Origin of the sequence: Cellulomonas gilvus ATCC 13127 (assembly GCF_000218545.1) — a bacterium.
Lineage (GTDB): Bacteria > Actinomycetota > Actinomycetes > Actinomycetales > Cellulomonadaceae > Cellulomonas > Cellulomonas gilvus.
In genome coordinates, this window is sequence record NC_015671.1 from 436337 (window position 1) to 461808 (window position 25472).

At 74.5% G+C, this 25472-nt stretch carries 20 protein-coding genes, 1 tRNA gene and 1 pseudogene; 13 read left to right on the forward strand and 9 right to left on the reverse strand.

Annotation, left to right across the window (positions count from 1 at the left end; genetic code table 11):
- Positions 1–384 (forward strand): annotated as a pseudogene (locus CELGI_RS16710) (2-C-methyl-D-erythritol 2,4-cyclodiphosphate synthase); the annotation flags it as partial.
- On the opposite strand, the gene CELGI_RS02005 reads toward CELGI_RS16710, so the two are convergent.
- Positions 306–1367 (reverse strand): EamA family transporter, encoded by a 1062-nt coding sequence (locus CELGI_RS02005; RefSeq protein ID WP_013882443.1) that lies wholly within the window; start codon positions 1365–1367, stop codon positions 306–308. The pseudogene CELGI_RS16710 and the gene CELGI_RS02005 sit on opposite strands and share 79 nt — an antisense overlap.
- Before the next feature lie 72 nt (positions 1368–1439).
- On the opposite strand from CELGI_RS02005, the gene CELGI_RS02010 reads away from it, so the two are divergent.
- Positions 1440–2348, forward strand: coding sequence for a LysR family transcriptional regulator (locus CELGI_RS02010; RefSeq protein ID WP_013882444.1), 909 nt, complete (start codon positions 1440–1442; stop codon positions 2346–2348).
- A 4-nt stretch (positions 2349–2352) separates the two neighbouring features.
- On the opposite strand, the gene CELGI_RS02015 is transcribed toward CELGI_RS02010, so the two are convergent.
- Together CELGI_RS02015 and CELGI_RS02020 are read right to left on the reverse strand one after the other, a co-directional pair.
- Positions 2353–3300, reverse strand: coding sequence for an NADP-dependent oxidoreductase (locus CELGI_RS02015; protein ID WP_013882445.1), 948 nt, complete (start codon positions 3298–3300; stop codon positions 2353–2355).
- Positions 3301–3396: 96 nt separating this feature from the next.
- Positions 3397–4731: a D-arabinono-1,4-lactone oxidase gene (locus CELGI_RS02020; protein ID WP_013882446.1), complete on the reverse strand. Its 1335-nt coding sequence runs from the start codon at positions 4729–4731 to the stop codon at positions 3397–3399.
- Positions 4732–4865: 134 nt separating this feature from the next.
- On the opposite strand from CELGI_RS02020, the gene CELGI_RS02025 reads away from it, so the two are divergent.
- From CELGI_RS02025 to rlmB, 5 genes are all read left to right on the forward strand, one after another.
- On the forward strand, positions 4866–5528 hold the full coding sequence (locus CELGI_RS02025) for a TetR/AcrR family transcriptional regulator (protein WP_013882447.1): 663 nt from the start codon (positions 4866–4868) through the stop codon (positions 5526–5528).
- Positions 5525–6721 (forward strand): MFS transporter, encoded by a 1197-nt coding sequence (locus CELGI_RS02030; RefSeq protein ID WP_013882448.1) that lies wholly within the window; start codon positions 5525–5527, stop codon positions 6719–6721. The genes CELGI_RS02025 and CELGI_RS02030 overlap by 4 nt, the downstream gene beginning before the upstream one ends.
- A complete protein-coding gene (locus CELGI_RS02035) occupies positions 6718–7896 on the forward strand; it encodes an alanine racemase (protein WP_013882449.1) in 1179 nt (392 codons plus the stop codon). Before CELGI_RS02030 ends, CELGI_RS02035 begins: the two co-directional genes overlap by 4 nt.
- Before the next feature lie 62 nt (positions 7897–7958).
- On the forward strand, positions 7959–9392 hold the full coding sequence (gene cysS / locus CELGI_RS02040) for a cysteine--tRNA ligase (protein WP_013882450.1): 1434 nt from the start codon (positions 7959–7961) through the stop codon (positions 9390–9392).
- On the forward strand, positions 9392–10366 hold the full coding sequence (gene rlmB / locus CELGI_RS02045; RefSeq protein ID WP_013882451.1) for a 23S rRNA (guanosine(2251)-2'-O)-methyltransferase RlmB: 975 nt from the start codon (positions 9392–9394) through the stop codon (positions 10364–10366). The genes cysS and rlmB overlap by 1 nt, the downstream gene beginning before the upstream one ends.
- A 12-nt stretch (positions 10367–10378) precedes the next feature.
- Here the strand turns inward: rlmB and CELGI_RS02050 are convergent, their stop codons facing one another.
- The 5 genes from CELGI_RS02050 to CELGI_RS02070 all read right to left on the reverse strand — a co-directional run bounded on the left by CELGI_RS02050 (position 10379) and on the right by CELGI_RS02070 (position 16835).
- Entirely contained in the window at positions 10379–11665 is a 1287-nt protein-coding gene (locus tag CELGI_RS02050; RefSeq protein WP_013882452.1) for a DUF4032 domain-containing protein, read from the reverse strand.
- Between the two features lie 88 nt (positions 11666–11753).
- Positions 11754–12878: an ABC transporter ATP-binding protein gene (locus CELGI_RS02055; protein WP_013882453.1), complete on the reverse strand. Its 1125-nt coding sequence runs from the start codon at positions 12876–12878 to the stop codon at positions 11754–11756.
- A 166-nt stretch (positions 12879–13044) separates the two neighbouring features.
- The gene (locus CELGI_RS02060; protein WP_150104638.1) at positions 13045–14532 is read right to left on the reverse strand and encodes a PQQ-binding-like beta-propeller repeat protein; all 1488 of its coding nucleotides are present in this window, start codon (positions 14530–14532) and stop codon (positions 13045–13047) included.
- Positions 14533–14599: 67 nt separating this feature from the next.
- A complete protein-coding gene (gene otsB, locus CELGI_RS02065; RefSeq protein ID WP_013882455.1) occupies positions 14600–15406 on the reverse strand; it encodes a trehalose-phosphatase in 807 nt (268 codons plus the stop codon).
- The gene (locus tag CELGI_RS02070; RefSeq protein WP_013882456.1) at positions 15399–16835 is read right to left on the reverse strand and encodes an alpha,alpha-trehalose-phosphate synthase (UDP-forming); all 1437 of its coding nucleotides are present in this window, start codon (positions 16833–16835) and stop codon (positions 15399–15401) included. The genes otsB and CELGI_RS02070 overlap by 8 nt, the downstream gene beginning before the upstream one ends.
- A 91-nt stretch (positions 16836–16926) precedes the next feature.
- Between CELGI_RS02070 and CELGI_RS02075 the strand changes: the two genes are divergently transcribed.
- From CELGI_RS02075 to CELGI_RS16240, 5 genes are all read left to right on the forward strand, one after another.
- Positions 16927–18672 (forward strand): serine/threonine-protein kinase, encoded by a 1746-nt coding sequence (locus tag CELGI_RS02075; protein ID WP_013882457.1) that lies wholly within the window; start codon positions 16927–16929, stop codon positions 18670–18672.
- A 65-nt stretch (positions 18673–18737) separates the two neighbouring features.
- Complete coding sequence (locus CELGI_RS02080) at positions 18738–19664, forward strand: DsbA family protein (RefSeq protein WP_013882458.1); 927 nt, start codon at positions 18738–18740, stop codon at positions 19662–19664.
- An 85-nt stretch (positions 19665–19749) separates the two neighbouring features.
- A tRNA-Thr gene (locus CELGI_RS02085) sits at positions 19750–19823 on the forward strand.
- A 237-nt stretch (positions 19824–20060) separates the two neighbouring features.
- A complete protein-coding gene (locus CELGI_RS02090; RefSeq protein WP_013882459.1) occupies positions 20061–21602 on the forward strand; it encodes an Ig-like domain repeat protein in 1542 nt (513 codons plus the stop codon).
- Between the two features lie 249 nt (positions 21603–21851).
- The gene (locus CELGI_RS16240; RefSeq protein ID WP_013882460.1) at positions 21852–23399 is read left to right on the forward strand and encodes an Ig-like domain repeat protein; all 1548 of its coding nucleotides are present in this window, start codon (positions 21852–21854) and stop codon (positions 23397–23399) included.
- A gap of 60 nt (positions 23400–23459) precedes the next feature.
- Here CELGI_RS16240 and CELGI_RS02100 read toward each other — a convergent pair whose 3' ends face one another.
- Positions 23460–24131 (reverse strand): response regulator transcription factor, encoded by a 672-nt coding sequence (locus CELGI_RS02100; RefSeq protein ID WP_013882461.1) that lies wholly within the window; start codon positions 24129–24131, stop codon positions 23460–23462.
- Between the two features lie 76 nt (positions 24132–24207).
- Between CELGI_RS02100 and CELGI_RS02105 the strand changes: the two genes are divergently transcribed.
- The gene (locus tag CELGI_RS02105) at positions 24208–25329 is read left to right on the forward strand and encodes a sensor histidine kinase (protein WP_013882462.1); all 1122 of its coding nucleotides are present in this window, start codon (positions 24208–24210) and stop codon (positions 25327–25329) included.
- Positions 25330–25472: the final 143 nt, after the last annotated feature.

The following is a 25472-nucleotide window of genomic DNA, read 5'->3' on the forward strand; positions in this document are numbered from 1 at the left end:
GTGCACGCGTACGACCCCGACCCGGCCCCGGACGCGGTCCTGCACCTGGCGGGCCTGGCGTGGCCGGGTGAACGCCCGCTGGCCGGCCACTCCGACGCGGACGTCGCGGCGCACGCCGCTGCGGACGCGCTGCTGTCCGCGGCGGGCCTGGGCGACCTGGGGTCCAACTTCGGGACCGCCGAGCCGCAGTGGGCCGGTGCGGCCGGGGCGACGCTGCTCGGCGAGGCGGCGCGCCGCGTGCGGGACGCCGGGTTCGAGATCGGCAACGTCGCGGTGCAGGTGATCGGGAACCGCCCGCGGCTGGGTCAGCGGCGCGACGAGGCGCAGTCCGCGCTGTCCGCGGCGGCGGGTGCGCCGGTCACGGTGTCCGCGACCACGACCGACGCGCTCGGGCTCACGGGCCGCGGCGAGGGGGTCGCGGCGATCGCGACCGCGCTCGTGGTGCCGGTCGCGTCGGCTGCCGGCGGCTGACCGCGCCGCGTCCCGCGGGGCGGCGTGCTCCCGATCAGGACGCCCGCGACCACGGCCGCGCCCCACGCGATCTCCACGGGCGCCGTGGTCTCGCGCAGCAGCAGCCATGACGCGACGATGCCCACCACGGGCACGAGCATCGAGAACGGTGCGACGGTGGTGGCCGGGTGGCGGGACATGAGCGACGCCCAGAGCCCCGAGCCGCCGACCGTCGCCACGACGACCGTGAACGCGAGCCCGCCGAGGGCGGCCAGCCCCGTGGGCGCGGTCAGGCCCTGGAACGACTGCCCGATGCGCGCGGGCCCCTCGACCGCGAGCGAGAGCGCGAGCATCGGCAGCGGCGGGATCACGGACATCCACAGCATGAGCCGGAACGCCTCGCCGGGAGCGGCGCGCACCGCCTGGCGGTTGCCCAGGTTGCCGAGCGCCCACCCCAGGCCGCCGCACAGCGTGAGCAGCACCGGGACCAGGGTGGCGCCCCCGTCCAGGCCCGCGCGGTGCACCGCGATGCCGGCCAGCCCGCCGACCGCGACCAGGACGCCGATGGCCTGACGAGCGGTGATGCGTTCGCGCAGCAGCGCCCCGGCCAGCACCACCGTGAACGGCGCCGAGGACTGCAGCACCAGCGACGCCAGGCCGGTCGGCATGCCCGCGTCCATGGCCCAGTACAGGAAGACGAACTGCAGCACGCCGAACCCCGCGCCGTACAGCAGCAGCCACCGGCGCGGCGCACGCGGCGGGCGGACCAGCAGCACGGTCGGGATCGCGATCAGCGCGAACCGGAGCGCCACCAGGAAGAACGGCGGGAACTGCTCGAGCGAGAGGTGGATCGCGGGGAAGTTGAGCCCCCAGCACAGGGCGACGAGCGCGGCGAGCAGGCGGTCACGGGCGGTCACGTGGACGATCCTGCGCCCGCCCACCGTGCAGCACCATCGAAAAGTCGCACACCCACGATGTAGCGTCGCTGCATGGATGCGCGCGCTCTCGAGACGCTGCGGACCGTGCGGAGCCAGGGCGGGGTCACCGCCGCGGCGCGCGTGCTGCACCTGACGCCCTCGGCGGTCTCGCAGCAGGTGGCGCAGCTCGAGCGGCAGGTCGGCGCGGCGCTCACCGAGCGCGTGGGACGCGGGCTGCGGCTCACCGCTGCGGGTGAGGCGCTCGCGGACGCCGCGGTGGACGTCGCCGTGGCACTCGAGCGTGCGCGGGCCGCGGTGGAGGCGCTGCGCGACGAGCCGACGGGCACGGTGCGGGTCAGCGCGTTCGCCAGCGGCGCGCAGCTCCTGCTTCCGGGCCTGCTCGAGCGCGCGGAGCACCTGCCCGGCGTGGTCGTGGAGTGCTCGGACGACGACGTCGCGCTCGACGCGTTCGTCGCGCTCACCGACGAGATCGACGTCGTCGTCGCCCACCGGCCCGACGAGCCGGCGACGACGGCGGCGGGGTGGGGCGGCGGTGTGGTGGTGCGCCCGTTGCTGCGCGAACCGCTCGACGTCGCGGTGGCCCCGGGTCATGCGCTCGCGGGGGCCCCGCACGTCGCGCCCCACGAGCTCGTGGACCAGGACTGGATCGCGGTCCGGGAGGGGTTCCCCGTGGCCACCGTGCTCGCGGCCGTGGGCGAGCGCGCGGGTGGGGCGGTCCGCGTGCGGCACCGGATCAACGACTTCCACGTCGCGGCCGCGCTCGTGGGTGCGGGGCACGGCATCTCGCTGCTGCCGCGGTGGACGTTCGGTGCGGACCCCCGCGTGCGCCTCGTGCCGCTCGCCGACGTGCGCGCCGGCCGGTACGTCGACGCGCTGGTGCGGCCCGACAAGGCGGAGCGGCTGGTGGTCCGGCGCGTGCTCGACGAGCTCGAGGCGCTCGCGCAGGAGATCACCGGCTGACCGGTCAGGGCAGCAGGACCAGCTTCCCGCGCGCATGACCCGCGCGGCTCTCGGCGTGGGCCTGCGCCGCCTCGTCGAGCCGGTAGGTGCGGGCCACCTGGACGTCGAGCGAGCCGTCCCCCGCGAGCTCGACGAGCTGGGCTCGCGCGTCCTCGCGGACCTGCGTGCCCGGGTCCGCGCCCGGGCCGCCGCCGAGCGCGAGGATCCCGAGCTCGTGCGCACGCCCGAACCCCGCGATCGTCGCGACGCGCGTGCGCTCCGGGACGAGCGCGACCGATGCGTCGAGCGCCTCGTCCGTGCCCACCGTGTCGAGCGCGACCGTCAGCGGCCCCAGCCCCTCGTCGCGCAGCGTGCTCCGGACCCGCGCGACGAGTCCTTCGCCGTACTCGAGCGGGATCGCGCCGAGTGCGCGCAGGTCCTCGTGCGCGGCGGGCGACGCGGTGGCCAGGACGTGCGCGCCGCGCAGCACCGCGAGCTGCACCACGAGCCGGCCCACACCGCCCGAGCCGCCGTGCACGAGCACCACGTCCCCCGTGCGCGTGTGCGTGGCAGTCAGGAGGTGCACCGCGGTGGTGCCGGCCACCATGAGCCCGGCCGCCTGCGCCCAGCCGAGCGTGGCGGGCTTGCGCACGGTCACCTGCTCGGGGACGACCAGGCGTGCGGCGTACCCGCCGTCGACGCGCCAGGCGATGACCTCGTCGCCCGGCGTCAGCCAGCGCACGTGCGGACCCACCTCGGCCACGACGCCCGCGACCTCGAAGCCGAGCCGCAGGGGCAGGCGCGACGGATCGTCCCCGGAGGCGTACAGCTTCCAGTCGACGGGGTTCACCGCGGCTGCGCGCACGTCCAGCACGACCTCACCGGGACCGGGCTCGCGCACGTCCACGTCGACGACGCGCAGCGCCTCGGGCCCACCGTAGGAGACCGCGACGACGGCCTTCGTCTGACTCACGCGGGACAGACTGCACCGCGCGGCCGTGGATCACCAGGGTCCGTCCACAGGTGGTGCACGCGGCGTGGTGCCACTCACCCGGGAGGGTGACGCGGGTCAGCCGCGCGGGCCGAAGACCCGCTCGAGGTACGGGTTGTCGAACACGCCGTCGGGGTCGGCCTGCGCACGCACGCGCTGCGCGTCGGCGAACCGCGGGTAGAGCTCGGCGAGCCGCTCGGCGCCGAGCCAGTGCAGCTTGCCCCAGTGCGGCCGACCGTCGACGCGCGCCATGATCTCCTCGACCGCGCTGAAGTACCGCAGGTACGGCTGGCGCCAGTACTGGTGCACCGCCACGTAGGCCGTCTCCCGGCCGTGCGCCGTGGACAGCCACAGGTCGTCCGCGGCGGCGAACCGGACCTCGACCGGGAACGAGATCCGCTCGCCCGACGCGTCGACCCAGCGGTCCACCTGCTCGAGCACGTCCGGCAGCGCGGCACGCGGCACCGCGTACTCCATCTCCCGGAAGCGGACGCGGCGCGGGGATGCGAACACGCGCGGTGCCGGCGCCACGTAGCGTCGCGCGGACAGCGAGCGCGCCGCGACGGCGTTGATGCGGCGCGTCGTGGCGGGCAGCACCGTGGTGAGCCGGTTGGTGAGCTCGAAGACGCCGTTGGACAGCAGCTCGTCGTCCACCCACGCGCGCACGGGGCTCAGGCCGGGGCCCTCGGTGGCGCGGTTGTTGCGCTTGGTCAGCGCGCGGCGCGTGTGCGGGAACCAGTAGAACTCGAAGTGGTCGTTGCCCTCGACCAGGCCGTCGGCGCCGTCCAGCCGCTCGAGCACCTCGTCGAGCGGCCACGGCTCCTCACGTGCGTCCAGCAGGAACGCGGGCACCACCTCGAGCGTGACGGCCGCGAGCACGCCCGCGGCACCCAGGCCCAGACGGGCGAGCTCGAACAGGTCCGGTCGCTGCGCCGCGGACGCCTCGACCACCTCGCCCGTGGCGGTCACCACGCGCACGCCCACCACCTGCGTCGCGAGCCCGCCGAGCCGCACCCCGGTGCCGTGCGTGCCGGTGCTGATCGCGCCCGCGATCGACTGCTTGTCGATGTCGCCGAGGTTGCGCAGACCCAGTCCGAGCGCGGCGAGCGCACCGTTGAGGGCCGCGAGCCGGATGCCGGCCCCGACCGTGACCAGCGCGGTCCCGTCCGGCCGCCGCTCGACGCGCTCGATCGCGTCGAGCGCGTCGAGCGAGAGCTGCACGCCGTCCGTCACGGCCGCGGCCGTGAACGAGTGCCCCGCACCCACGGCGCGCACGCGGCGGCCGAGCGCCGCGGCATCCGCGACGGTCCGGGCCAGCTCGTCGACGTCGGCGGGGCGGGCGAGGGCGGCCGGCGTCGCCGCCGCCGTGCGGGCCCAGTTCTCCCAGCGTGGCGCTTGCGGCGGGGTCACCATGCTCCCAGACTGTCGCCTGAACGTTTGTCCAAGTCAAGCGGTACGGGCGCCCCCACTATCGTGGGCGGCACGACACCGCTCCCGCAGGGGACCTGCCGCCACGGCAGGCAGGAGCGGCAACGGAGGGGACCCGCATGAACCGGATGCCCGTGGCCGAGAGACGCGCGCAGCTCATCGAGGCCGCCATGACCGTCGCGAGCCGTGACGGGATCGACGCCGCGACCGTGCGGGCCGTCGCCGCCGAGGCCGGCGTCTCGCTGGGGGTGGTGCACTACTGCTTCCAGGACAAGGCGGAGCTCATGCGCGCCATGGCGCACGCGATCACCGCCCAGAACTCGCCCACCGACCTGTCCACGCTGCCCGCGGGCATCGGGATCGACGACGCGGTGCAGGCGGTCGTCGACGCGTTCTGGCAGGCCATCAGCAGGACCCGCGGCGCGCAGCTGCTGAGCTACGAGCTCACGACCGCCTCGTTGCGCCACGCCGAGCTCCGCGACGTCGCGCTCGAGCAGTACCGCGGGCAGTGGGCGACGGGCGAGGCGATCCTCGCGGAGGTCGCGCGCGTGGCGGGCGTGCGGTGGACGGTCGACACGGCCGCCCTGGCCCGGCTCATGGTCGCCGCGGTCGACGGCATCGCGCTGGCCTGGCTGGTGGACGAGGACGACGAGGCCTCCCGTGGGTCGATCGAGGCGTTCGGCCGGTTCATCGCGACGCTCACGGAGCCCGCGGACCAGACGGAGCCCGCGGACCAGGCGGAGCCGGCGGACCAGGCGCCGGCCGCGGGGCCCGACGCGTGAGCCCGGGCGCCTCCCGCGCACGCCGCGCCGACGAGATCGCGTTCGCCGCGCAGGGATACGCGCTCACCACCATCCTGGCGAGCCTGCCCGTGGTGCAGGACCGCTACGACATCAGCGAGGACCAGCTGACCCTCGCGGTGCTCGGGGTGCTGCTGGCGGCGGCGGGCGGCTCGGGCGTCGCGGACTGGATCAGCCGGCGCCCCGGCGGGAGCCGCGTCGCGCTCGCGGCGGGCCTCCTGGCCATCGCGGGGACGCTGCCGCTCGTCGCGCTCGCGCCCACGTTCGTCCTGGCCGTCGTCGCGTTCGCGTTGTACGGCGTCGCGCTCGGGATGGTGGACGCGGGGACGAACATGCAGGGGGTCGCCGTGCAGCGCGTGTACGGCCGCCCGCTCATGTCCGGGTTCCACGCGGGCTGGTCGGTGGGCGCGATCATCGGCGCGCTGGTCTGCGCGGCGACCGTGATGTGGCTGCCCAGCGACCCGGTGATCCTCATCCTGCTGACCGGTGTGCCCGTGGCGCTCGTCGCGGGCCTCGTGATGCTGCGCGACGGCCTGGTGGTGGACACCGCTCCGGGCGTCGAGCACACCGGTGAGAAGCCGCCGGTCCCGTGGGGGCCGCTGCTGGTGCTCGGCGGTGCGCTGCTCGCGTTCTACGCCGCGGACAACGCCGCACAGACGTGGGGCTCGCTGTACGTCGACGAGACGCTCGAGGCCGAGGCGTGGCTCGGGCCGCTCACGCTCGCCGCGTACCTGTTCACCGCGCTGCTGCCGCGTCTGTTCGGCGACGCCGCGGTGCGCCGGTGGGGGCGGGTTCGGGTGGTGCGCACCGCGTCGCTCGTCGCGGCGGCGGGGCTGCTGGTGGTGGTGGTCGCACCCGGCATCGGGCTCGGGCTCGCGGGCTTCGCGATCGCGGGCGCGGGCCTGGGGCTCGGGGCGCCCCTGTGCTTCTCCGCGGCGGGTGCGCTGTCGCCCGACGACGCCGATGCGGTGGTCGCACGGCTCAACGTCTTCAACTACGGCGGCACGCTCATGGGTGCCGTGCTCGTGGGGGTCATCAGCGGGATGTCGTCGTTCCGCTGGGGCTTCCTCGTCCCCGTCGTCCTGGTCCTGGGGATCACGGCGATCGCGGGCCGGTTCTCGGTGCACGACGACGCGGACGCCGAGCAGGCGCGGCGCAGAGAGGTGGAGGCATGACGCTCGGAGAACGGCTCGACGCCGCGACGCGGCACCTGCCTGCACCGCTCGTCGTCGTGGACCTCGACGCGCTCGAGGCGAACGCGGCCGACCTGGTGACCCGCGCCGCCGGGACGCCCGTGCGCGTCGCGAGCAAGTCCGTGCGCGTGCGCGGCGTGCTCGAGCGCGTGCTCGCGACCCCGGGCTTCGCGGGCGTGATGTCCTACTCGCTGCGCGAGGCGCACTGGCTCGCGCAGCACGGCGTCACGGACGTGCTCATGGGCTACCCGACCGTGGACACCGGCGCGCTCGACGCGCTCGCGGCCGACCCCGTGGCGGCGCGTGCGGTGACGCTCATGGTCGACGACGTGGCGCAGGCGGACCTGGCCGCGAAGGCGGCCGCGGCGCACGGGACGACGCTGCGGGTGTGCCTCGACATCGACGCGTCGCTGGGGGTCGGCGTGGGTCCCCTGCGCGCGCACCTCGGCGTGCGCCGCTCACCCGTGCACACGCCCGCGGACGCCGGGCTGCTCGCGGAGCAGCTCGCCGAGCGCGACGGGCTCGAGGTCCGCGGCCTGATGTTCTACGAGGCGCAGGTGGCGGGCATGCCCGACGCGAGCGCCGCGGTGCGTGCCGTGAAGCGGCTCTCGGTGTGGGACCTGGCCCAGCGCCGCGCGCTGGTGCTCGACGCCGTCACGCAGGCCGTGGGCCACCGGCTGGACCTGGTGAACTCGGGCGGCTCGGGCTCGGTGCAGACCTCGGTGTCCGACCCCACCGTCACCGAGGTCACCGCGGGTTCGGGGCTGTTCGTCCCGACGCTGTTCGACGGGTACCGCTCGTTCGAGCCCCGCCCCGCGGCGTTCTTCGGGCTGGACGTGGTGCGCGTGCCCGCGCCGGGCTTCGCGACCGCGTTCGGCGGCGGCTACATCGCGTCCGGCCCGCCGACCGCGTCGCGCCAGCCGCTGCCCGTGTCACCCGCCGGGCTCGCGCTCACCGGCCGTGAGGGTGCGGGTGAGGTGCAGACGCCGCTGCGGCTGCGCGGGCGCGCGGACCTGCGCGTGGGCGACCGGGTGTGGTTCCGGCACGCCAAGTCGGGTGAGGTCATGGAGCGGTTCCGCGACGTGCACCTGGTGCGCGGCGAGGCGGTCGAGGCGACCGTGCCGACGTACCGCGGCGAGGAGCGCTGCTTCGGCTGACCAGGGACGGGGCGCACGCGCGCCGACCGCGCCCCGCACGGCCCGCCGGTAACCTTGCACGCGTGACCCTTCGCCTGTTCGACTCCGCCACGCGCACGGTGCGCGACTTCGTCCCCCGCGTCGCGGGCGAGGTCGGCATCTACCTGTGCGGTGCGACCGTCCAGGCACCCCCGCACGTCGGCCACGTGCGCTCGGGCGTCGCGTTCGATGTCCTGGTCCGCTGGCTGCGCCGCCAGGGGACGCGCGTGACCCTGGTCCGCAACGTCACGGACGTCGACGACAAGATCCTGGCCAAGTCCGCGGCCGCGGGTGAGCCCTGGTGGGCGTGGGCCATGGACAACGAGCGGGCGTTCACCCGTGCCTACGACGCGCTGGGCGTCCTGCCGCCCACGTACGAGCCCCGCGCCACGGGTCACGTGCCCGCGATGGTCGAGCTCATGAGCACGCTCGTCGAGCGTGGGCACGCGTACGTCGCGGGCGACGGTGACGTGTACTTCGACGTCCGCTCGTTCCCGGAGTACGGCGCGCTGACGAACCAGCGCCTCGAGGACATGGCCCCGGCTCCCGACGACGCGCCCGAGGCCGGCGACAAGCGCGACCCGCACGACTTCGCGCTGTGGAAGGCCGCCAAGCCCGGCGAGCCCGAGACGGCCGCATGGGACACGCCGTTCGGCCGCGGCCGGCCCGGGTGGCACCTGGAGTGCTCCGCGATGGCCGCGCGCTACCTGGGCCCGGAGTTCGACATCCACGGCGGAGGCCTGGACCTGCGCTTCCCGCACCACGAGAACGAGCTCGCGCAGTCGCACGCCGCGGGTCAGCCGTTCGCGCGGTTCTGGTTGCACAACGGCTGGGTCACGCAGGGCGGCACCAAGATGAGCAAGTCGCTCGGCAACGGGCTGCTCGTGGACGCGGTGCTCGCGCAGTCCCGTGCGGTCGTCGTCCGGTACGCGCTGACCGCGGTGCAGTACCGCTCGATGCTCGAGTGGAGCGACGACACGCTGCGCGAGGCCGAGGCCACGTGGGACCGGCTCGCGGGGTTCGTCGAGCGTGCCGTCGAGCAGGTGGGCGCGGCCTCCGACGACGAGGTCGCCACCGCCGAGCTGCCCGCCGAGTTCGTCGCCGCGATGGACGACGACCTCAACGTGCCGGCCGCGCTCGCGGTGGTGCACGAGACGCTCCGGGCCGGCAACACGGCGCTCGCCGCAGGTGACCACGCGGCGGCCCGTGCGGCGATGGTCGCGCTGCGTGCGATGCTCGACGTGCTCGGCCTGGACCCCGGTGCCGCGCAGTGGCGCGCCCGCGGCGGCGACCAGCGCCACGTCCGCGCGCTCGAGGCCGTCGTCGGCGCCGAGCTCGAGGCCCGCGCCGCCGCGCGCGCCGCACGTGACTTCACCACCTCCGACGCGATCCGCGACCGCCTGGCGGCCGCGGGGATCGTCGTCGAGGACTCGTCTGCAGGCGCGCGGTGGACGCTCGCCCCCCGATCGGAGGACTGATGGCCGGCAACTCCCAGCGCCGCGGCGCGACGCGCAAGGCGGGCTCGAAGAAGGGTGCGTCCGTCGGGACGGGCGGTCACAGCCGCAAGTCCCTCGAGGGCAAGGGCCCCACGCCCAAGGCCGAGGACCGTCCGTACCACGTGGCGCACAAGCGCAAGGCGTTGGCCGAGAAGCGGCAGGCGTCGCGCGGATCGTCGGGCCGTCCCGCGGGACTCAAAGGCGGCCGCAAGTCCTCGACGCACGAGATCGTGGGCGGCCGGAACTCGGTGCTCGAGGCGCTGCGCGTCGGCGTTCCCGTGACCACGGTGTACGTCGCGACCCGGCTCGAGGGTGACGACCGCACGCGCGAGATCATCTCGATCGCCGCGGACGCGGGCTACCCGCTGCTCGAGGTCACGCGCACGGAGCTGGACCGGCTCACCGACGGGTCGGTGCACCAGGGTGTCGCCATCCAGGTCCCGCCGTACCAGTACGCCGACGACGAGGAGCTGCTCGACCTCGCGGAGGCCTCGGCGACCGCGCCCCTGGTGGTCGCGCTCGACGGCGTGACCGACCCGCGCAACCTCGGTGCGGTCCTGCGCTCGGCGGGTGCGTTCGGCGTGCACGGCCTGATGGTGCCCGAGCGTCGCTCGGCGGGCGTCACGGCCGCCGCGTGGAAGGTGTCCGCGGGTGCGGCGGCACGCGTGCCCGTGGCGCGCGTGACCAACCTGGCCCGCACGCTGCAGGAGTGGAAGAAGGCCGGCGTGTTCGTCGTGGGCCTGGACGGCGGTGGGGACGTCCCGATCGGCGACCTGCCGTTCGCCGCCGACCCGCTGGTCATCGTCGTGGGCTCGGAGGGCAAGGGCCTGTCCCGCCTGGTCCGCGAGCAGTGCGACGCGATCGCCTCGATCCCCATCGGGTCCGCGGTCGAGTCGCTCAACGCCGGCGTCGCGGCGGGCATCGCGCTGTACGAGGTGGCCCGCCACCGCGCCTGATGCGGGCGCGCGTCAGCCGATGAGCTCGTCGTCGGCCGAGCCCGGCTCACCCTCGCGCAGGTCCCCGGGCTGCACGCCCAGGATCGCCTGCTCGTCGGGCCGGTTCGGCAGGATGTGCTTGACGTAGCTCTTGACCGTCTCCTTCATGGGGACGTCGCGGTGCTGCTGCTGCGACAGGTACCAGCGGTGGTCGAGCAGCTCGTGGAAGATCTGCGCGGGCTCGAGCTTGCCGCGCAGCTCGCGCGGGACCTTGCGGACCGCGGGCTCGAACACCTCCGTGAGCCAGTCGTGCGCGACGAACGACTCGTCCTCCGCCTGCCGATCGGTGGCGGCGCGGTACTCGTCGAGGTCGTTGAGCAGCCGTCGGGCCTGGTGCTCGCCGACGTCCAGGCCCGTGAGGCGCATGAGGCGGCGGCTGTGGTGCCCCGACTCCACGACCTTGGGCTGGATGCGCACCGTGGTGCCGTCGACGTCCGTGGTGATGTCCAGCTCGCCCACGTCGAAGCCCAGGTCGTTGAGCCGGTCGATGCGCGCCTGCACGCGCCACCGCTCGCCGTACCCGAACGACTCGGTCTCGGTCAGCGCGCGCCACAGCTCGCCGTACCGCTCGGCGAGCGCGTCACCGATCGCGACCGCGTCCACGTCCTCCTCGAGGAACTCGCCCGCCTGCAGGTCCATGAGCTCGCCGATGATGTTCACGCGTGCGACCTCGAGGTCGTAGCCGCGCTGGCCGTCGGTCAGCTTCTGGTGCAGGTCGCCCGTCTCGGCGTCCACCAGGTACGCCGCGAACGTCTCCGCGTCCCGGCGGAACAGCGTGTTGGACAGCGAGACGTCGCCCCAGTAGAAGCCCGCCAGGTGCAGGCGCACCAGGAGGACCGCGAGCGCGTCGATCAGGCGCGTGGCGGTGTCCGGGCGCAGGGACTGGCTGAACAGCGAGCGGTAGGGCAGCGAGAACTGCAGGTGCTGGGTGATGAGCACGGCCTCGAGCGGCTCGCCCTCGGGTGAGCGGCGGCCCGTGATGACGCCCACGGGCTCCACCGACGGCACGTCGAGCCGGCGCAGCTGGCGCAGCAGCTCGTACTCGCGGTACGCCACCGTCTCGCCGATCTCCTTGACCGCGATCACGCGGCCGGACAGGCGTGCGAACCGCACGATGTGCCGGGAGATGCCGCGGGGGAGCGCGGCGAGCGTCTCGGTGGGCCACTGCTCCAGCGGGATGTGCCAGGGCAGGTCCAGCAGCGCGGGGTCGGGCGACGCCGCCGTGATCTGCAGCTGCTGGCGCGCGGGGGTCGGGCTCATGCGCTCATCCTGCCAGCGACGTCCCACGCACGACGAAGGGGCGGTGGCAGCCGATCGGCCGCCACCGCCCCTCCGGGGTGCTCGAGGGTCAGACGAGACGCTCGCCCGAGCCCGCGTGGAACAGGTGCTGCTCGCCCGGGCGGATGCGGACGTTGATCGTCTCGCCCTTGGCCGGGACCTGACGCGGGTCGCAGCGCACGATGACCTGCGCGTCGCCGGCACCGGAGTGCACCGCGTCGGCGTGGCCGAACTCGTTGGTGAGCGAGCCGTACACGAACGCGTCGGAGCCGAGCTCCTCGACGATGTTGACCTCGACCGGGATCGAGTCCGGCGTGCCCGCGGGGAGCACGTCGAGCGACTCGGGGCGGAAGCCGATGGTGACGTGGTTCTTGTCGTCCTCGGTGAACTGGCCGATGGCCTCACGCGGGATCGCGACGCGCGCACGGCCCAGGTTGGCGTAGCCGTCGAGCACGGGGAACGTGCCGATGTTCATGGCGGGCGAGCCGATGAAGCCGGCGACGAACACGTTGTTGGGCGTGTCGTACATCTCGCGCGGCGTGCCGACCTGCTGCAGCAGACCGTCCTTGAGGACCGCGATGCGGTCACCCATGGTGAGGGCCTCGGTCTGGTCGTGCGTGACGTACACCGTGGTGACGCCCAGGCGGCGCTGGAGCGAGGCGATCTGCGTACGCGTCTGCACGCGGAGCTTGGCGTCCAGGTTCGACAGCGGCTCGTCCATGAGGAACACCTGCGGCTGACGCACGATCGCGCGGCCCATGGCGACGCGCTGGCGCTGGCCACCCGACAGGGCCTTCGGCTTGCGGTCGAGGTACTGCGTCAGGTCGAGGATCTGAGCGGCCTCCTCGACGCGCTGGCGGATCTCCGCCTTCGGCGTGCCGGCGATCTTGAGCGCGAAGCCCATGTTGTCCGCGACCGTCATGTGCGGGTACAGCGCGTAGTTCTGGAACACCATCGCGATGTCGCGGTCCTTCGGCTGGACGTCCGTGACGTCGCGGTCGCCGATGAGGATGCGGCCGGCGTTGACGTCCTCGAGGCCCGCGAGCATGCGGAGCGAGGTCGACTTGCCACAGCCCGAGGGGCCGACGAGGACGAGGAACTCGCCGTCCTCGATGTGGAGGTTGAGGGCGTCCACCGCGGGGCGCTCCGTGCCCGGGTACACCCGGGTCGCGTGGTCGAACGTGACAGTAGCCATGGCGCTACCAATCCCTTCACCGGCAGGTACGTGCCGGACGATCCGTCGTGAAAGGTGTGCAGTGTCTTCACTGACACAGGCGAGCGGTTGGCCCTGCTCGACCCGGGCCCATAGTGCCACAGATCGGTGTGGGCCCGGTCACGGCCTTGGTCCCGGCCCGGACCTGTCAGCCGGAGGCCAGGAGCACCGCGGAGCCGTCGGTCAGCGTGAGCAGCAGGTGCCGGTCCCACGCCGTGACCCGGTGCAGCCCGGCGGTGTCGGCCAGCACCGTGGAGGCGTCACGCGTCCACCGCGACGCACCGTCGTCGGGCGCGAGGCCGTGCAGCGTCCCGTCCGCCGCGAACGCGACGAGGCTGTACCCGTCGGTGCCGACGAACACCGGCGAGCCGTCCAGGTCGACCGCCAGCAGGCGCTCCCCGGTCGCGGCCCGCCACGCGGCGACGCCGTCGACCGTCCCCGCGCTGACGACCCCGTCCAGGACGACGGCCGGCGTCGTCACGCCGCGCGCGGTCCACCGGACGTCGCCCGTGCGGGCGTCGCGCGCCACGAGCGTGTCCGTCGCGACCGTCCCGCTCAGCAGCAGCACGTCGTCGGCGGACCCGTCGTCGACCGTCACGGCCGCGAGACGTTCCCGCACCGGGACCTCGCGTCCGTCTGCGAGGACGAGCAGCCCGCGCACCTCGGACGGCCTCGACCACGGCGCCCAGACCAGCGCGCCCCCGGGGCCGAGCTCGGCCCAGCCGTCCACCCCCACGCTCACGTCCCGCTCCACGCGACCGTCCGCCATCGACCACGCGTGCCCGCTGTGCACCAGCAGCACGCGGCCGTCGCGCGCGGAGAGCTCGGCGTCGGTCACGGCGCGGTCCGTGCCGGGGACCACGCGGTCCACGGGCCGCACGCCCGGTACGCGCACGTGCCACTGCGCCGCACCCGTGGTGGCGTCGGTCGCGACGACGAGCCAGCCGACCGCGCTGCCCTGGCCCGTGCCGTGCGGCACGGACTGCCGGGTCGCCACGACGAGGTCCGCCCCCGACGTGGTCCACGCGGCACCCTCGGGCAGCGCGCGCGTGGTCAGCACGCGGCCGTCGATGCCGTCGATCACCGCGACGCGCGTGCCACCGAGCGCGGGGCTGGTCAGGGCGCACAGCAGGCGGGGGCCCGTGAGCGCCTCGCACCACGTCCAGCGCGGTTCGCTGGGGCGTCGGCGCAGCTCCGCAGACTCCACCGCGTCCAGCGGGAACAGCACCTGCCACACGGGGCGCCCGGTGCGCGCGTCGTAGCCGCGGATCGTGGCGTCCTCGGCGGGCGTCCAGCCCTGCTCGTCCAGGTCGCCGCGCCACAGCCCGGAGCGCACGGACACGGCCCGCCCCGCGACCGGGACGCCCACCAGCTGCTCCTCGCCGCCGCCCAGGTGCCACAGCGCGTGCAGCGGGCCGTCGACGGGCTGCAGCACGCCCGCGACGCCCGAGAGCCGGTCCTCGCGCATGCGGTCGCGCGCGTCAAGCGTGACCTGCACCGCGACGACCCCGACGAGCGCGAGCACGCCTGCGAGGACGGCCGCGAGCGGCACGCGGCGGCGGGGTCCGTCGGAGCGCGGCGCACGTGGCGGAGGCGGCTCCTCGTCGAGCGCCACCGCCTGCATCCGGGCGGGCACACGGGCACGGTAACGCCGTGCGTCGCGCGTGCCCAGGGTGCCGGCCCGCGGACGAGCGGTCGGGGGCTCAGGCCTCGAGCGCGTCGGCGAGCGCGGCGAGCGCGGAGACCATGGCCGAGGGGTCCGTCACGCGCAGGCGTGCGTGCGTGTCGCCCGGGCCCACCTTGACCGTGAGGTCGCCCGGCTCGAGCGCCGCGAACATGCGCTCGTCGGTCACGTCGTCACCCGCGCACACCACCACGCGCGCTCCGAGCTCGTCGCGCAGCGCGCGCAGCGCGTCGCCCTTGCTCGCGTGCAGCACCGAGATCTCGACGACGTCCTTGCCGTCCAGCACGCCCGTGCCGAGCTCGTCGCCGAGCGCGAGCGCCTCGGCGCGTGCGGCCGCGGCGTCGTCGCGTGCCGCCAGGCGCGAGTGCACCACCACCGCCGTGGGCTTGGTCTCGACCCACACCCCGTCGCGTCCGTCGGCGACCGCCGCAGCACGCGTGCCGAGCGCCGTGAGGCGGTCGGCCTGCTCGTCGGTCAGCCGCACGTCGTCGCGCTCCAGGCCGTCCGCCGTGACGTGCGCCCGCTCGGCGCCGTGCGAACCGACCAGGTACGTGCCGGCCGGGACCTCGGCGAGCTCGTGCAGCTCGTGCAGCGCACGTCCGGAGACGAGCGCGAGGGCCACGTCGGGCGTCGCGACGAGACGGCGCAGCGGGTCCACGCCCGCGGGCAGGATCCGGGACGCGGACGGGTCGTCCTGCAGCGGGGCGAGCGTGCCGTCGAAGTCGAGCGCGACGAGCAAAGGGCGCGCGGAGCGGTCTGTACCGACGCGCGCGAGGGCCGCGGCGGCGTCCTCGTCGAGCGCGTCGGTCGGCTGTGCGTCAGACATGGTGCTCCCGGGTCGGCACGGCCGTGAGCACGGCCAGGAACTCACGCGACCACGCGGCCACGTCGTGGCCGAGCACCCGGCGTCGCAGGCGGCGCATGCGCTTGCGCGCCTCGCGCTGGTCCATGTGCACCGCGTACGTGATGGCGTCCTTCATGCCCTCGATGTCGTGCGGGTTGACCAGCACCGCACCCGTGAGCTCGTCCGCGGCACCCGTGAACTCGCTGAGCACCAGCGCGCCGCGCTCGTCGGACCGCGCGGCCACGTACTCCTTGGCCACCAGGTTCATGCCGTCGCGCAGCGCGGTCACCAGCATCACGTCGGCCGCGAGGTACAGCGCGGCCATCTCCTCCATGGGGAACGACTGGTGCAGGTACTGCACGGGTGCGTGCCCCACCTGGCCGTGGTCGCCGTTGATGCGACCCACCAGCAGCTCGACCTCGTCGCGCAGCTGCGCGTACGCGTCGACGTTCTCCCGGCTGGGGGACGCGACCTGCACGAGCGTCGTGGTGCTCGCGGACAGCCTGCTGTCCTCGAGCAGCTCGCCGTACGCCTTGATCCGGTGCCGGATGCCCTTGGTGTAGTCGAGCCGGTCGACCCCCAGCAGCAGCGTGGTGGGGTTGCCGAGCTCGTCGCGGATCTCGCGCGCGCGGGCCTGCACCTGCGGCGTGCGGGCCAGCGCGTCGAACGCGCCCGAGTCGATCGAGATCGGGAAGGCCGCCGCGCGCACGTGCCGGTCGACCTTGCCGTCCGTGCTGAGCGTGACCACCTGGCCGCGCGTGGTCAGGTCCGTCAGGCGGCGCACCACGCGGACGAAGTTCGCGGCGTCCCCACCGCGCTGGAACCCGACCAGGTCCGCCCCGAGGAGCCCCTCGACCACCTGCGTGCGCCACGGGAGCTGCGCGAAGATCTCGAGCGGCGGGAACGGGATGTGGTGGAAGTAGCCGATCCGCAGGTCCGGGCGCAGCTCACGCAGCAGCCGCGGCACCAGCTGCAGCTGGTAGTCGTGCACCCACACCGTGCCCCCGCGGGCGGCCTGCGCGGCGGCGGCCTCCGCGAACCGGCGGTTGACCCGCTGGTAGGCCTCCCACCACTGACGGTGGAACGCGGGCGGCGCGATCACGTCGTGGTAGAGCGGCCACAGCGTGTCGTTCGCGAAGCCCTCGTAGTAGCGCTCGACGTCGTCCGCGGACAGCGTCACGGGCACCAGGTGCGTCCCGTCGACGTCGAACGGCTCGAGGTCGAGGCCGGGTGAGCCGCCCCAGCCGACCCACGCGCCGTCGGCGCCCGCCATGACGGGTGCCAGCGCCGTGACGAGCCCCCCGGGGGACCGCGTCCAGCTGATCTCGCCCGCCTCGTCGAGGCTCACGTCCACGGGCAGGCGGTTCGCGACGACGACGAGGTCGTAGCCGTCGGAGGGCACGTCAGGCACAGCATCTCTCCTGCAGGGTGGGCGAATCTCGACCCTAGCCCGTGGTGCGTCCGCGCCGCGCGGCGAGCGGCCTGCGGCTAGCGTGACCCGGATGGAGCGGATCGGCCTGGCGCCCGGCGCGCAGATCGGCGGGTACACGATCGTCGCCCCGCTCGGCTCGGGGGGCATGGGGACTGTGTACCGCGCGGTCGACGACGGCGGCACGGCCGTGGCGCTCAAGCTCCTGCACCCGCAGATCGGCGCCGACGCCGTGGGGCGTGACCGGCTGCGCCGTGAGGTGGTCGCGCTGCAGCGCCTGCGGCACCCCGCGGTCGCGTCGGTGCTCGACGCGGAGGCCGACTCCACCGAGGCGTTCATCGTCACCGAGCTGGTGCCGGGCGAGAACCTGGCCGACCACGTGCGCGCGCACGGACCGCTGGGCCACCGCGAGCTGCACGACCTCGCCGCGGGGCTGTACGACGCGCTGGCCGCCGTGCACGGCGCGGGTGTGGTGCACCGCGACCTCAAGCCCTCCAACGTGCTCGTCACCGACGACGGCCCGGTGCTCATCGACTTCGGCATCGCGCAGGCCGCGGGTGAGGACTCCGCGCAGGTGACGTCCACGGGTCTCGTCGTCGGGACGCCCGGGTACCTGGCGCCCGAGCTGCTCGACGGCGCCGACCCGACGCCCGCGACGGACCTGTGGGGGTGGGCGGCCGTCGTCGCGTTCGCCGCCACCGGGCGGCCCCCGTTCGGCAGCCGGCCCCTCGAGGCGGTGCTCGGCCGGGCGCGGTCCGGTGACGTCGACCTGGACGGCCTCGGGCCCGTGACGGCCGGTGCGCTGCGCCGCGCGCTCGCACCCGTGCCGGCCGAACGGCTCGACGCCGAGGACGTGGTCGCCGCGCTCGGCGTGGTCGCGGTCGACGGCGACCCCGCGGACGCTGCCACCGAGCAGCTCGTCGGCGTGCCCGCGACGGTCGCGTACCCCGCGGACGACGACGAGGTCGCACTCGCCGCGACCACGCTCGTGGGCCCCGCGACCGCCGGTGGCCCGACGCACGACGGCGCCACCCGTGTCATGAGCGGCGAACCGACGAGCCTCCTCAAGGGGCCTCCCGACGACGAGGGCGACGACCCGGAGGACGATCTCGACGACGACCTCGAGGACGGCCCGGCCGAGGGCGTCGACTGGATCGAGGACGACCTCGACGCGTCCGAGGAGCTGCCACCCGAGGGCTCGGGCTACCTTCGTCCCCCCGCGCGGCGCCGGTGGGGCTCGCTGCTCGCGCTGCTCGCGCTCGTCGCGGCGGCTGCCGCGCTCGCCCCGGCACTCACGCTCCTCGTCGTGGTCCTGCTCGTGGTCGCCGTGCGCACCGCCGGCGTCGCGCTCGAGAGCATGTACGCGCGCCGTGAGCGGCGCGGCCCCGGTGGTGCGGACGTCGCCCGCACCGTCGCCGCCTCCCCCTGGTACCTGGTGCGCGCGCTCGTCGGGCTGGTGCCCTCGCTCGTCGTGAGCGCGTGCGCCATGGTCCTCGTCGGCGGCGTGGTCGCGTGGCTCGTCGACAACGGCACGTGGACCATCGGCGACCTGACCTCGGGCGACGACGTGACCGGCACGGCCGCCGCGACCGTGGTGGCGGGCGTCGTCGTGCTCGGCGTCCTGGTCCTGTGGTTCGGGCCGCTGTCCCTGATGACACGGACCGGCGCACGCCGCGTGCTCGCCGCCGCGGCACCTCCCGGGCTCGGTGCGCTCGTGCTCGTGTGCGTGGGCGTCGCAGCGGCCGCGGTGCTGGTCTCGCTCGTCGCGCACGGCGCCGGGATCGTGTGGGCGCCCGCGCCCGTGCCGACGATCCCCTGACCCTGTCGGCATCCACGGCTGCGCCCCTTACCCTGTGGGCAGCCGTCCCGACGAAGGAGATCGCCGTGCCCACGAACGACCCCCGGCCGACCAAGGCGCAGCGTCGCGACGACGCGCGCGAGAAGGCCCTCCAGATGCGCAAGGCGCAGGAGCGCGCCGCGCGCCGCAACAAGATCGTCGCCGCCGCCGTGCTGCTCGTCGTGGTGCTGGGCGCCGTCGCGGTGGTGTGGTTCACCATCCAGCAGTCGAACAAGGCCAAGGAGCAGTACGGCAGCGTCGTCTACGGCGCGGGCGCCTCCGACGTGGTCGCACCCGCGCTCGCGGACGTGACCGCCCCCTCGACCGCCGACGACACGGGCGCGATCCCGGTCAGCGCCGCGGGTGTGGGCGAGGTGGGCGCCGACGACGTCGTCGTCACCATCTACTTCGACTTCATGTGCCCGTACTGCGGCCAGTTCGACGCCGCCAACTCCGCCGACCTCGACGCGCTCGCGCAGACGGACGGCGTGACGCTGAAGTACCGGCCGATCTCCTTCCTGGACACGCAGTCGAAGAACACGAACTACTCGACGCGCGCGGCCAACGCCGCCGCGATCGTCGCGGACAAGGACGGCGAGCACTTCACCGCGTTCGTCACCGCGCTGTACGAGAACCAGCCCGCCGAGGGCACGTCCGGCCTCACCGACGCCGAGATCGCCGACATCGCCGAGGGCGTGGGCGTGCCCGCCACCGTCACCGCGACGTTCACCGACACCGTCGAGGGCACGTTCACCACGGCCGGGTCTGAGACCGAGAAGACCGGCACGTGGCGCACGTTCTCCGCATGGGTCGCGGCCACCACCAACCAGATGACCGCCGACGTCGGCCGGATCGGCACCCCGACCGTCCTGATCGACGGCACCGTGTGGCCCACCACCGAGCAGCAGGGCCTGCTGTACGAGCCCGGTCAGCTCAAGGCCGCGGTCGAGGCCGCCGTCGCCGCCAAGGGCTGAGCCCGTCCACGAGCCCGCGGTCGCGCCCGGATCTGCCGGACGCGACCGCGGGCTCCGTGCGTCACGCCGCTAGGCTGGCGCCCTCGCCTCCTTAGCTCAGATGGCCAGAGCAGCTGTCTTGTAAACAGCAGGTCGTCGGTTCGAATCCGACAGGGGGCTCCGAACACGATCAGCCCGAGGCGCCGACCCACCGGCCGTCCGCCGCGTCGTCCCGGTGCGGCATCCGGGTGAAACCGGGCGGGTCGAGGGCCGGTGTCAGCGAACTGGGAGCGGGGCGGGAGGTCGCGCTGCCAAGATCCCTGACCGGGGGTTCGGCCCCGGTGGTCGTAGTGACGCCGGGGGCCCCTGTGCGGCGGGCAGGGGCTCGTCGTGCGGATCGATCCGCGAGGAGCTCGTATGGACCTGACCCGTACCCGTCGACGGCTGGCAGCAGCAGCCGTCCTGGCCGCATCGGCGCTGCCCGTGGCCGCCCTGGTCCCCGCCCAGGCCGCATCCGCCGCGGGGGTGGTCTCGGGCGAGGTGATCTGGCCGGCCGACGTCCCCGCCACGTTCGGCACCGCCTACCTCTACGAGCAGGGCGCGGTCGGGATGGCCCCCTTGCGCGAGCTGGAGATCGACCAGTCCGGTGCGGTCTCGTTCACCGGCCTGGACCCGGCCAAGCGGTACGTGGTGCAGCTGTACTGGCCGTGCACCGACGCGGCGACGGGGTTCTACGACGGCCAGGGCACGCTCGCGGCCTCGTCCACGGATGCGGTGGGCGTGGCGCCCGGCGGCGCTGCGCTCGAGTTCGTGCCGGTCGCGCAGACGACCACCTACGTCACCGCCCTGGGCCCGACGCCGGCGGGTGGCGAGTACATGCGACTGCGTGAGCCCGGGACCGGAGCGGTGCTCGCCCAGGTCTGCCAGGCGGGCTCGGGTCCGACGCACAAGACGTGGTGGCTCAGCGGCGTGGCGGAGGGCACGCCCGCCATGGTCGAGCTCACGGCGGGGGGCGTCTCGCGCTACGCGCTGGGTGTGGACCGGGCCTACACGACGGACCTCGCCCGCGCGGGGACGGTGCCCGGCGGCACGACGGTGCGGACCTACCGCGAGGGCGTCGAGGCCGTCGAGCTCCCGGTCCTGCACGGCACCGCGCGGGTGGGCTCGTGGCTGGGTGTCGACTCGGGGACGTGGGCACCGACGGGCGGGGAGATCTCCTACGCGTGGTTGCGTGACGGTGTGCCGATCCCGGGCGCGACCGGTCCGTCGTACCAGCTGGTCCAGGCGGACACGGGTGCGCAGGTGAGCGCGCGCGTCACATCGGCCCTCCCGGACCTCGGGCTGGGGGTGGAGACCACCGCACCGACGGCCCGGGTGTGGGGTCCGGCGGCCGTGTCCACGGCGCCGCCGCGCGTCGTCGGGACGGCCGCGGTGGGCAAGCAGCTCGCGGCGACGACGGGTACGTGGGACGTGCCGGGCCTGACGTTCCAGTACCAGTGGTCGCGTGCCGGGGTGCCGATCAGCGGTGCCACGTCCGCGCGCTACACGGTGACCACGGCGGACGTCGGCGCGAGCCTCGCGGTGCGGGTGACGGCCTCGGCCGCGTACCGCCCGAAGGGCCTCGCGACGTCCGCGGCGACCAGCACGGTCCCGAAGGTGACGCCGGTGGTGACGACCAAGCTGGTGGCCGCGAAGGTGAAGGCCGGGACGCGTGCCAAGGCGGTGGTGACGGTCAAGGCCGCGGGTGTGGCGGCGCCGACCGGGAAGGTCACGGTGACGGTGGGTTCGAAGAAGGTCACGGTGACGTTGGGTGCGTCGGCCAAGGGCAAGGTCACGGTGACGCTGCCGGCGATGCCGCGTGGTTCGTACAAGGTCAAGGCCGCGTTCGCGCCCTCGACGACGGCTGCTGCGGTGCTCAAGCCCGCGGCCGGCGCCGCGGTCACGTTGCGGGTCGTGTGACCCCGCGTCGCTGACCGCGACGAGGTCCCCGCCGGTGCACGTGCGGCGGGGACCTCGTCGTCGTGCGGTGGTCCGTCCGGGTGAAACCGGGCGGAGGCGTGACCGGCGTCAGGGAACTGGGAGCGGGGCGGGAGGTCGCGCTGCCAGGATCCCTGACCGGGGGCTCGGCTCCGGTGCCGTGGTGGACGCCGGGGGCCCCTGTGCGGCGGGCAGGGGCTCGTCGTGCGGATCGATCCGCGAGGAGCTCGTATGTACCTGACCCGTACCCGTCGACGGTTGGCGACGGCCGCCGTCCTGGCGGCGTCGCTGCTGGCCGCAGCCGCGCCCGCCCAGGCCGCACCCGCCCAGCCCGCCGCGGCCGAGGGAGTGATCGAGGGCCAGGTGACCTGGCCCGCCGCCGTCCCGGCCTCGCGCTTCGCCATGCTGTACGAGTGGGGCGCGGTGGGACGCACCCCGCTGCAGATCGCCCCCATCGACGACACCGGTCATGTGTCGTTCGCCGGCCTGGGCCCCACCACCCGGTACGTCGTGCAGGTGTTCGCACCGTGCACCGGGGCGGCGACCGGCTTCTACGACGGCCGAGGAGAGCTGGCGGCCTCGTCGAAGGACGCCGTGGCGGTGACGCCGGGTGGTCCCGCGCTCTCGCTCGAGCCCGCGCTCGACGCCATGACGGAGGTCACCGTCCAGGGCGAGCCGTGGGCGAGCATCGAGCCGATGTACCTGGTTGAGCCCGGCACCGGCGCGGTGCTCTCGCGGGAGTGCTACGACTCGACCACGACGACGGGCAGGACGTGGTTCGTGGAGGGGCTGACCGCGGGCACACCCGCGGTGGTCGAGCTGTGGTCGGGGTCGGACCCGCACTACGGGCTGGGCGCGGGCCGTGCGTTCGCCGCAGCCTTCTCGCGGGCCGGCGCGGTGCGGGCCGGGTCCCCGGTGACCCTGTACCGGGAGGGGGTCGAGTCGACGTCGTCGCCGGTCGTGAGTGGTGAGGCGAAGGTGGGGGCGGTGCTGACCGCGTCTGCGGGGACATGGTCGCCCGCGGGTGGGGCGGTGGGCTACTCGTGGTTGCGGGACGGTGTGGTGATCTCGGGTGCGACGGGTGCGTCGTACGCCCCGGTCGTGGCGGACGTCGGGAAGCGGCTGAGCGTGCGGGTCACGTCCCAGCTGCCGGACCTGGGCCTGGGTGTGGAGGTCAGCGCGCCGACGGCGCCGGTGCGTGGTCCGGCGCCGGTGGCGTCGGCGGCGCCGCGCGTGGTCGGGACGGCCGCGGTGGGCAAGCAGCTCGCGGCCACGGCGGGGACGTGGGACGTCGCGGGCGTGACGCTGAAGTACCAGTGGGTGCGGTCGGGTGTGGCGATCAGCGGCGCCACCGCGTCGCGGTACACGGTCACGACGAAGGACGTCGGCAAGCGTCTCGCGGTGCGGGTGACGGCCTCGGCGCCGTACCGGCCGGCGGGTGTGGCGACGTCGGCGGTGACCGGCACGGTCCCGAAGGTGACGCCGGTGGTGACGACGAGGCTGGTGAGCTCGTCGGTGAAGGCGGGCACGCGTGCCAAGGCGGTGGTGACGGTCAAGGCCGCGGGCATGACGGCGCCGACGGGCAAGGTCACGGTGACGGTGGGTTCGAAGAAGGTCACGGTGACGTTGGGTGCGTCGGCCAAGGGCAAGGTCACGGTGACGCTGCCGGCGATGCCGCGTGGTTCGTACAAGGTCAAGGCGGCGTTCGCGCCCTCGACGACGGCTGCTGCGGTGCTCAAGCCCGCGGCCGGCGCCGCGGTGACGTTGCGGGTCGTGTGACCCCGCGTCGCTGACCGCGACGAGGTCCCCGCCGGTGCAGGTGCGGCGGGGACCTCGTCGTCAGACGGCGGGGCCGGTCTCCTCGAGCAGGCGGAGCGCGGCGCTCACGCGCGGGTTGCGCGTGGGGTCCGCGTCGATTCCGAGCGTCGCGTACAGCGCGTTGACGTGGTTCTGCACCGACTTCTCCGCGATGCCCAGGCGCTCGCCGATGCCCGCGTTGGACAGGCCCGCGGCCAGCAGACGCAGCACTTCGTACTGGCGGTGGGTCAGCCGGGCGACGTCCGACCCCGCGCGCGGCGTGACGCGGTCGAGCAGCGCGGGGTCCAGCACGGTCTGCCCGATCGCGGCGGCCCGCACGGCGGCGACGAGCAGGTCCTCGCTGGTCGAGCTGTTCTTCGACAGGTAGCTCCAGCCGGCGGCGACGTCGGTGGGCAGGTCGAGCAGGAGGTCCATCGCGTCGTGCGCCGAGAGCAGCAGGATGCCCAGCTCGGGCATGCGGCGGCGCAGCGTGACGCCCAGGGAGATGCCGTTCCCGTCGGGCAGGTCGATGTCGAGCAGCGCGACGTCCACCGCACCCGGCCGCAGCGCGGCCATCGCCTCGCTCACGGTGCCCACGGATGCGACCACGCGCAGGCCGTCGGTCTCGCCGAGCGTCCGGTCGAGCATCGAGCGGAACAGCGGCTGGTCCTCGACGATCGCGACGCGCACCGGCTCGGGGGGTGTGGGAGTCATCCGGTTCAGTATGGTCGCCCCGCGGGCGCGTGTCCGGTGATCGGGCCGCGCGCCGCCCAGGGACGAGGAGCCGGGCATGCTCGACACGACGCAGCAGCGGGACATCGCGCAGGACCGGCTGTCCTTCCTGCGGGGGGCCGCGATCGTCTCGCTCGGGTTCGGTCTGGGCTCGTCGACGCAGGCGGCGTACATCTACTCGCGGTACGTGCCCGAGTGGTCCGACGTGAGCGTCTGGTCGCGCGTCGGCGCCAACCTCGTCGGGGTCGTCGCGCTCGTCGGGTCGCTGTGGCTCATGCGGGTGTACCGGTGGCGGTCCGGCTGGGCCGTGCTCGCCGGGGTGCTGCTGGGCTCGGTCGCGCTGGCGCTCGCCCGGTTCGGTGCGCAGGTCGCGTTCGGCGTCTACGAGCACCCGGACCCCTCGACGCGGCGCGCCGAGTTCATCGGCGGCATCACCACCGGGCTCATCTCCGCGGGCATCGGGGCGTGGGCGATGGTGTTCCAACGGCGTGGCCGGGTGGGGCTGCGGCAGGCCGAACGTGAGGCGGTGCAGGTCGAGCTCGCGGTGCGCGCGCTCGAGGACGAGGAGATCCGCGTCCGGCGGACCGTCGCCGAGGGGCTGCACGGCACGCTGCAGTCGAAGCTCGTGCTCGTCGGCGCACGCCTGGACGAGGTGATCGACGGGCGCATCGACGAGGCCGACGTGCAGGAGTCGCTGCGCTGGGTCCGCGCCGAGCTCGAGACGGTCCGCGAGCTGGACGTGCGGCAGATGAGCCGCCTGCTGTACCCCGAGCGGCTCGAGCTCGGGCTCGTGCCGGCCGTCCGGGCGCTGCTCGCGCGCGTTCCCACCACGATCGCGACGCGCGTCACGGCGACCGACGCCGTGCGCGAGGTGGACGACCCCGAACGCGGGTCGCTGACGTTGTCGCAGCGCCTGCTGGCGGTGCGGGTGGTCGAGGAGGGGCTGACGAACGCGCTGAAGAACGGGCCCGTCACCATGATCACGGTCGAGCTCGACCTGGTGCGGGACGCGCTCGTCGTCGCGGTGGAGAACGACGGCCCGACGTACGACCCGCTCGTCGCGCACGCGCCGGGCGGCACCGCGCGGCTGGCCGAGCGCGTGGACCTGGCGCACGGGACCGTGAGCCTGCGCCCACGCGTGCCTCGGGGTGCCCGCCTGGAGGCGCGCCTGCCGCTGTGAGGGCCGTCGGCTGCTCACCCGAACGGCCCAGCGGGCGCCTCGGAGGTGACCATGGACACATGTCCGACTTCCGGCCCCGCGTCCGGATTGCCCCTCTGACCTGCGGGTGACGTAATCGGACAGGTCGGACGGCGTAGGTGGGA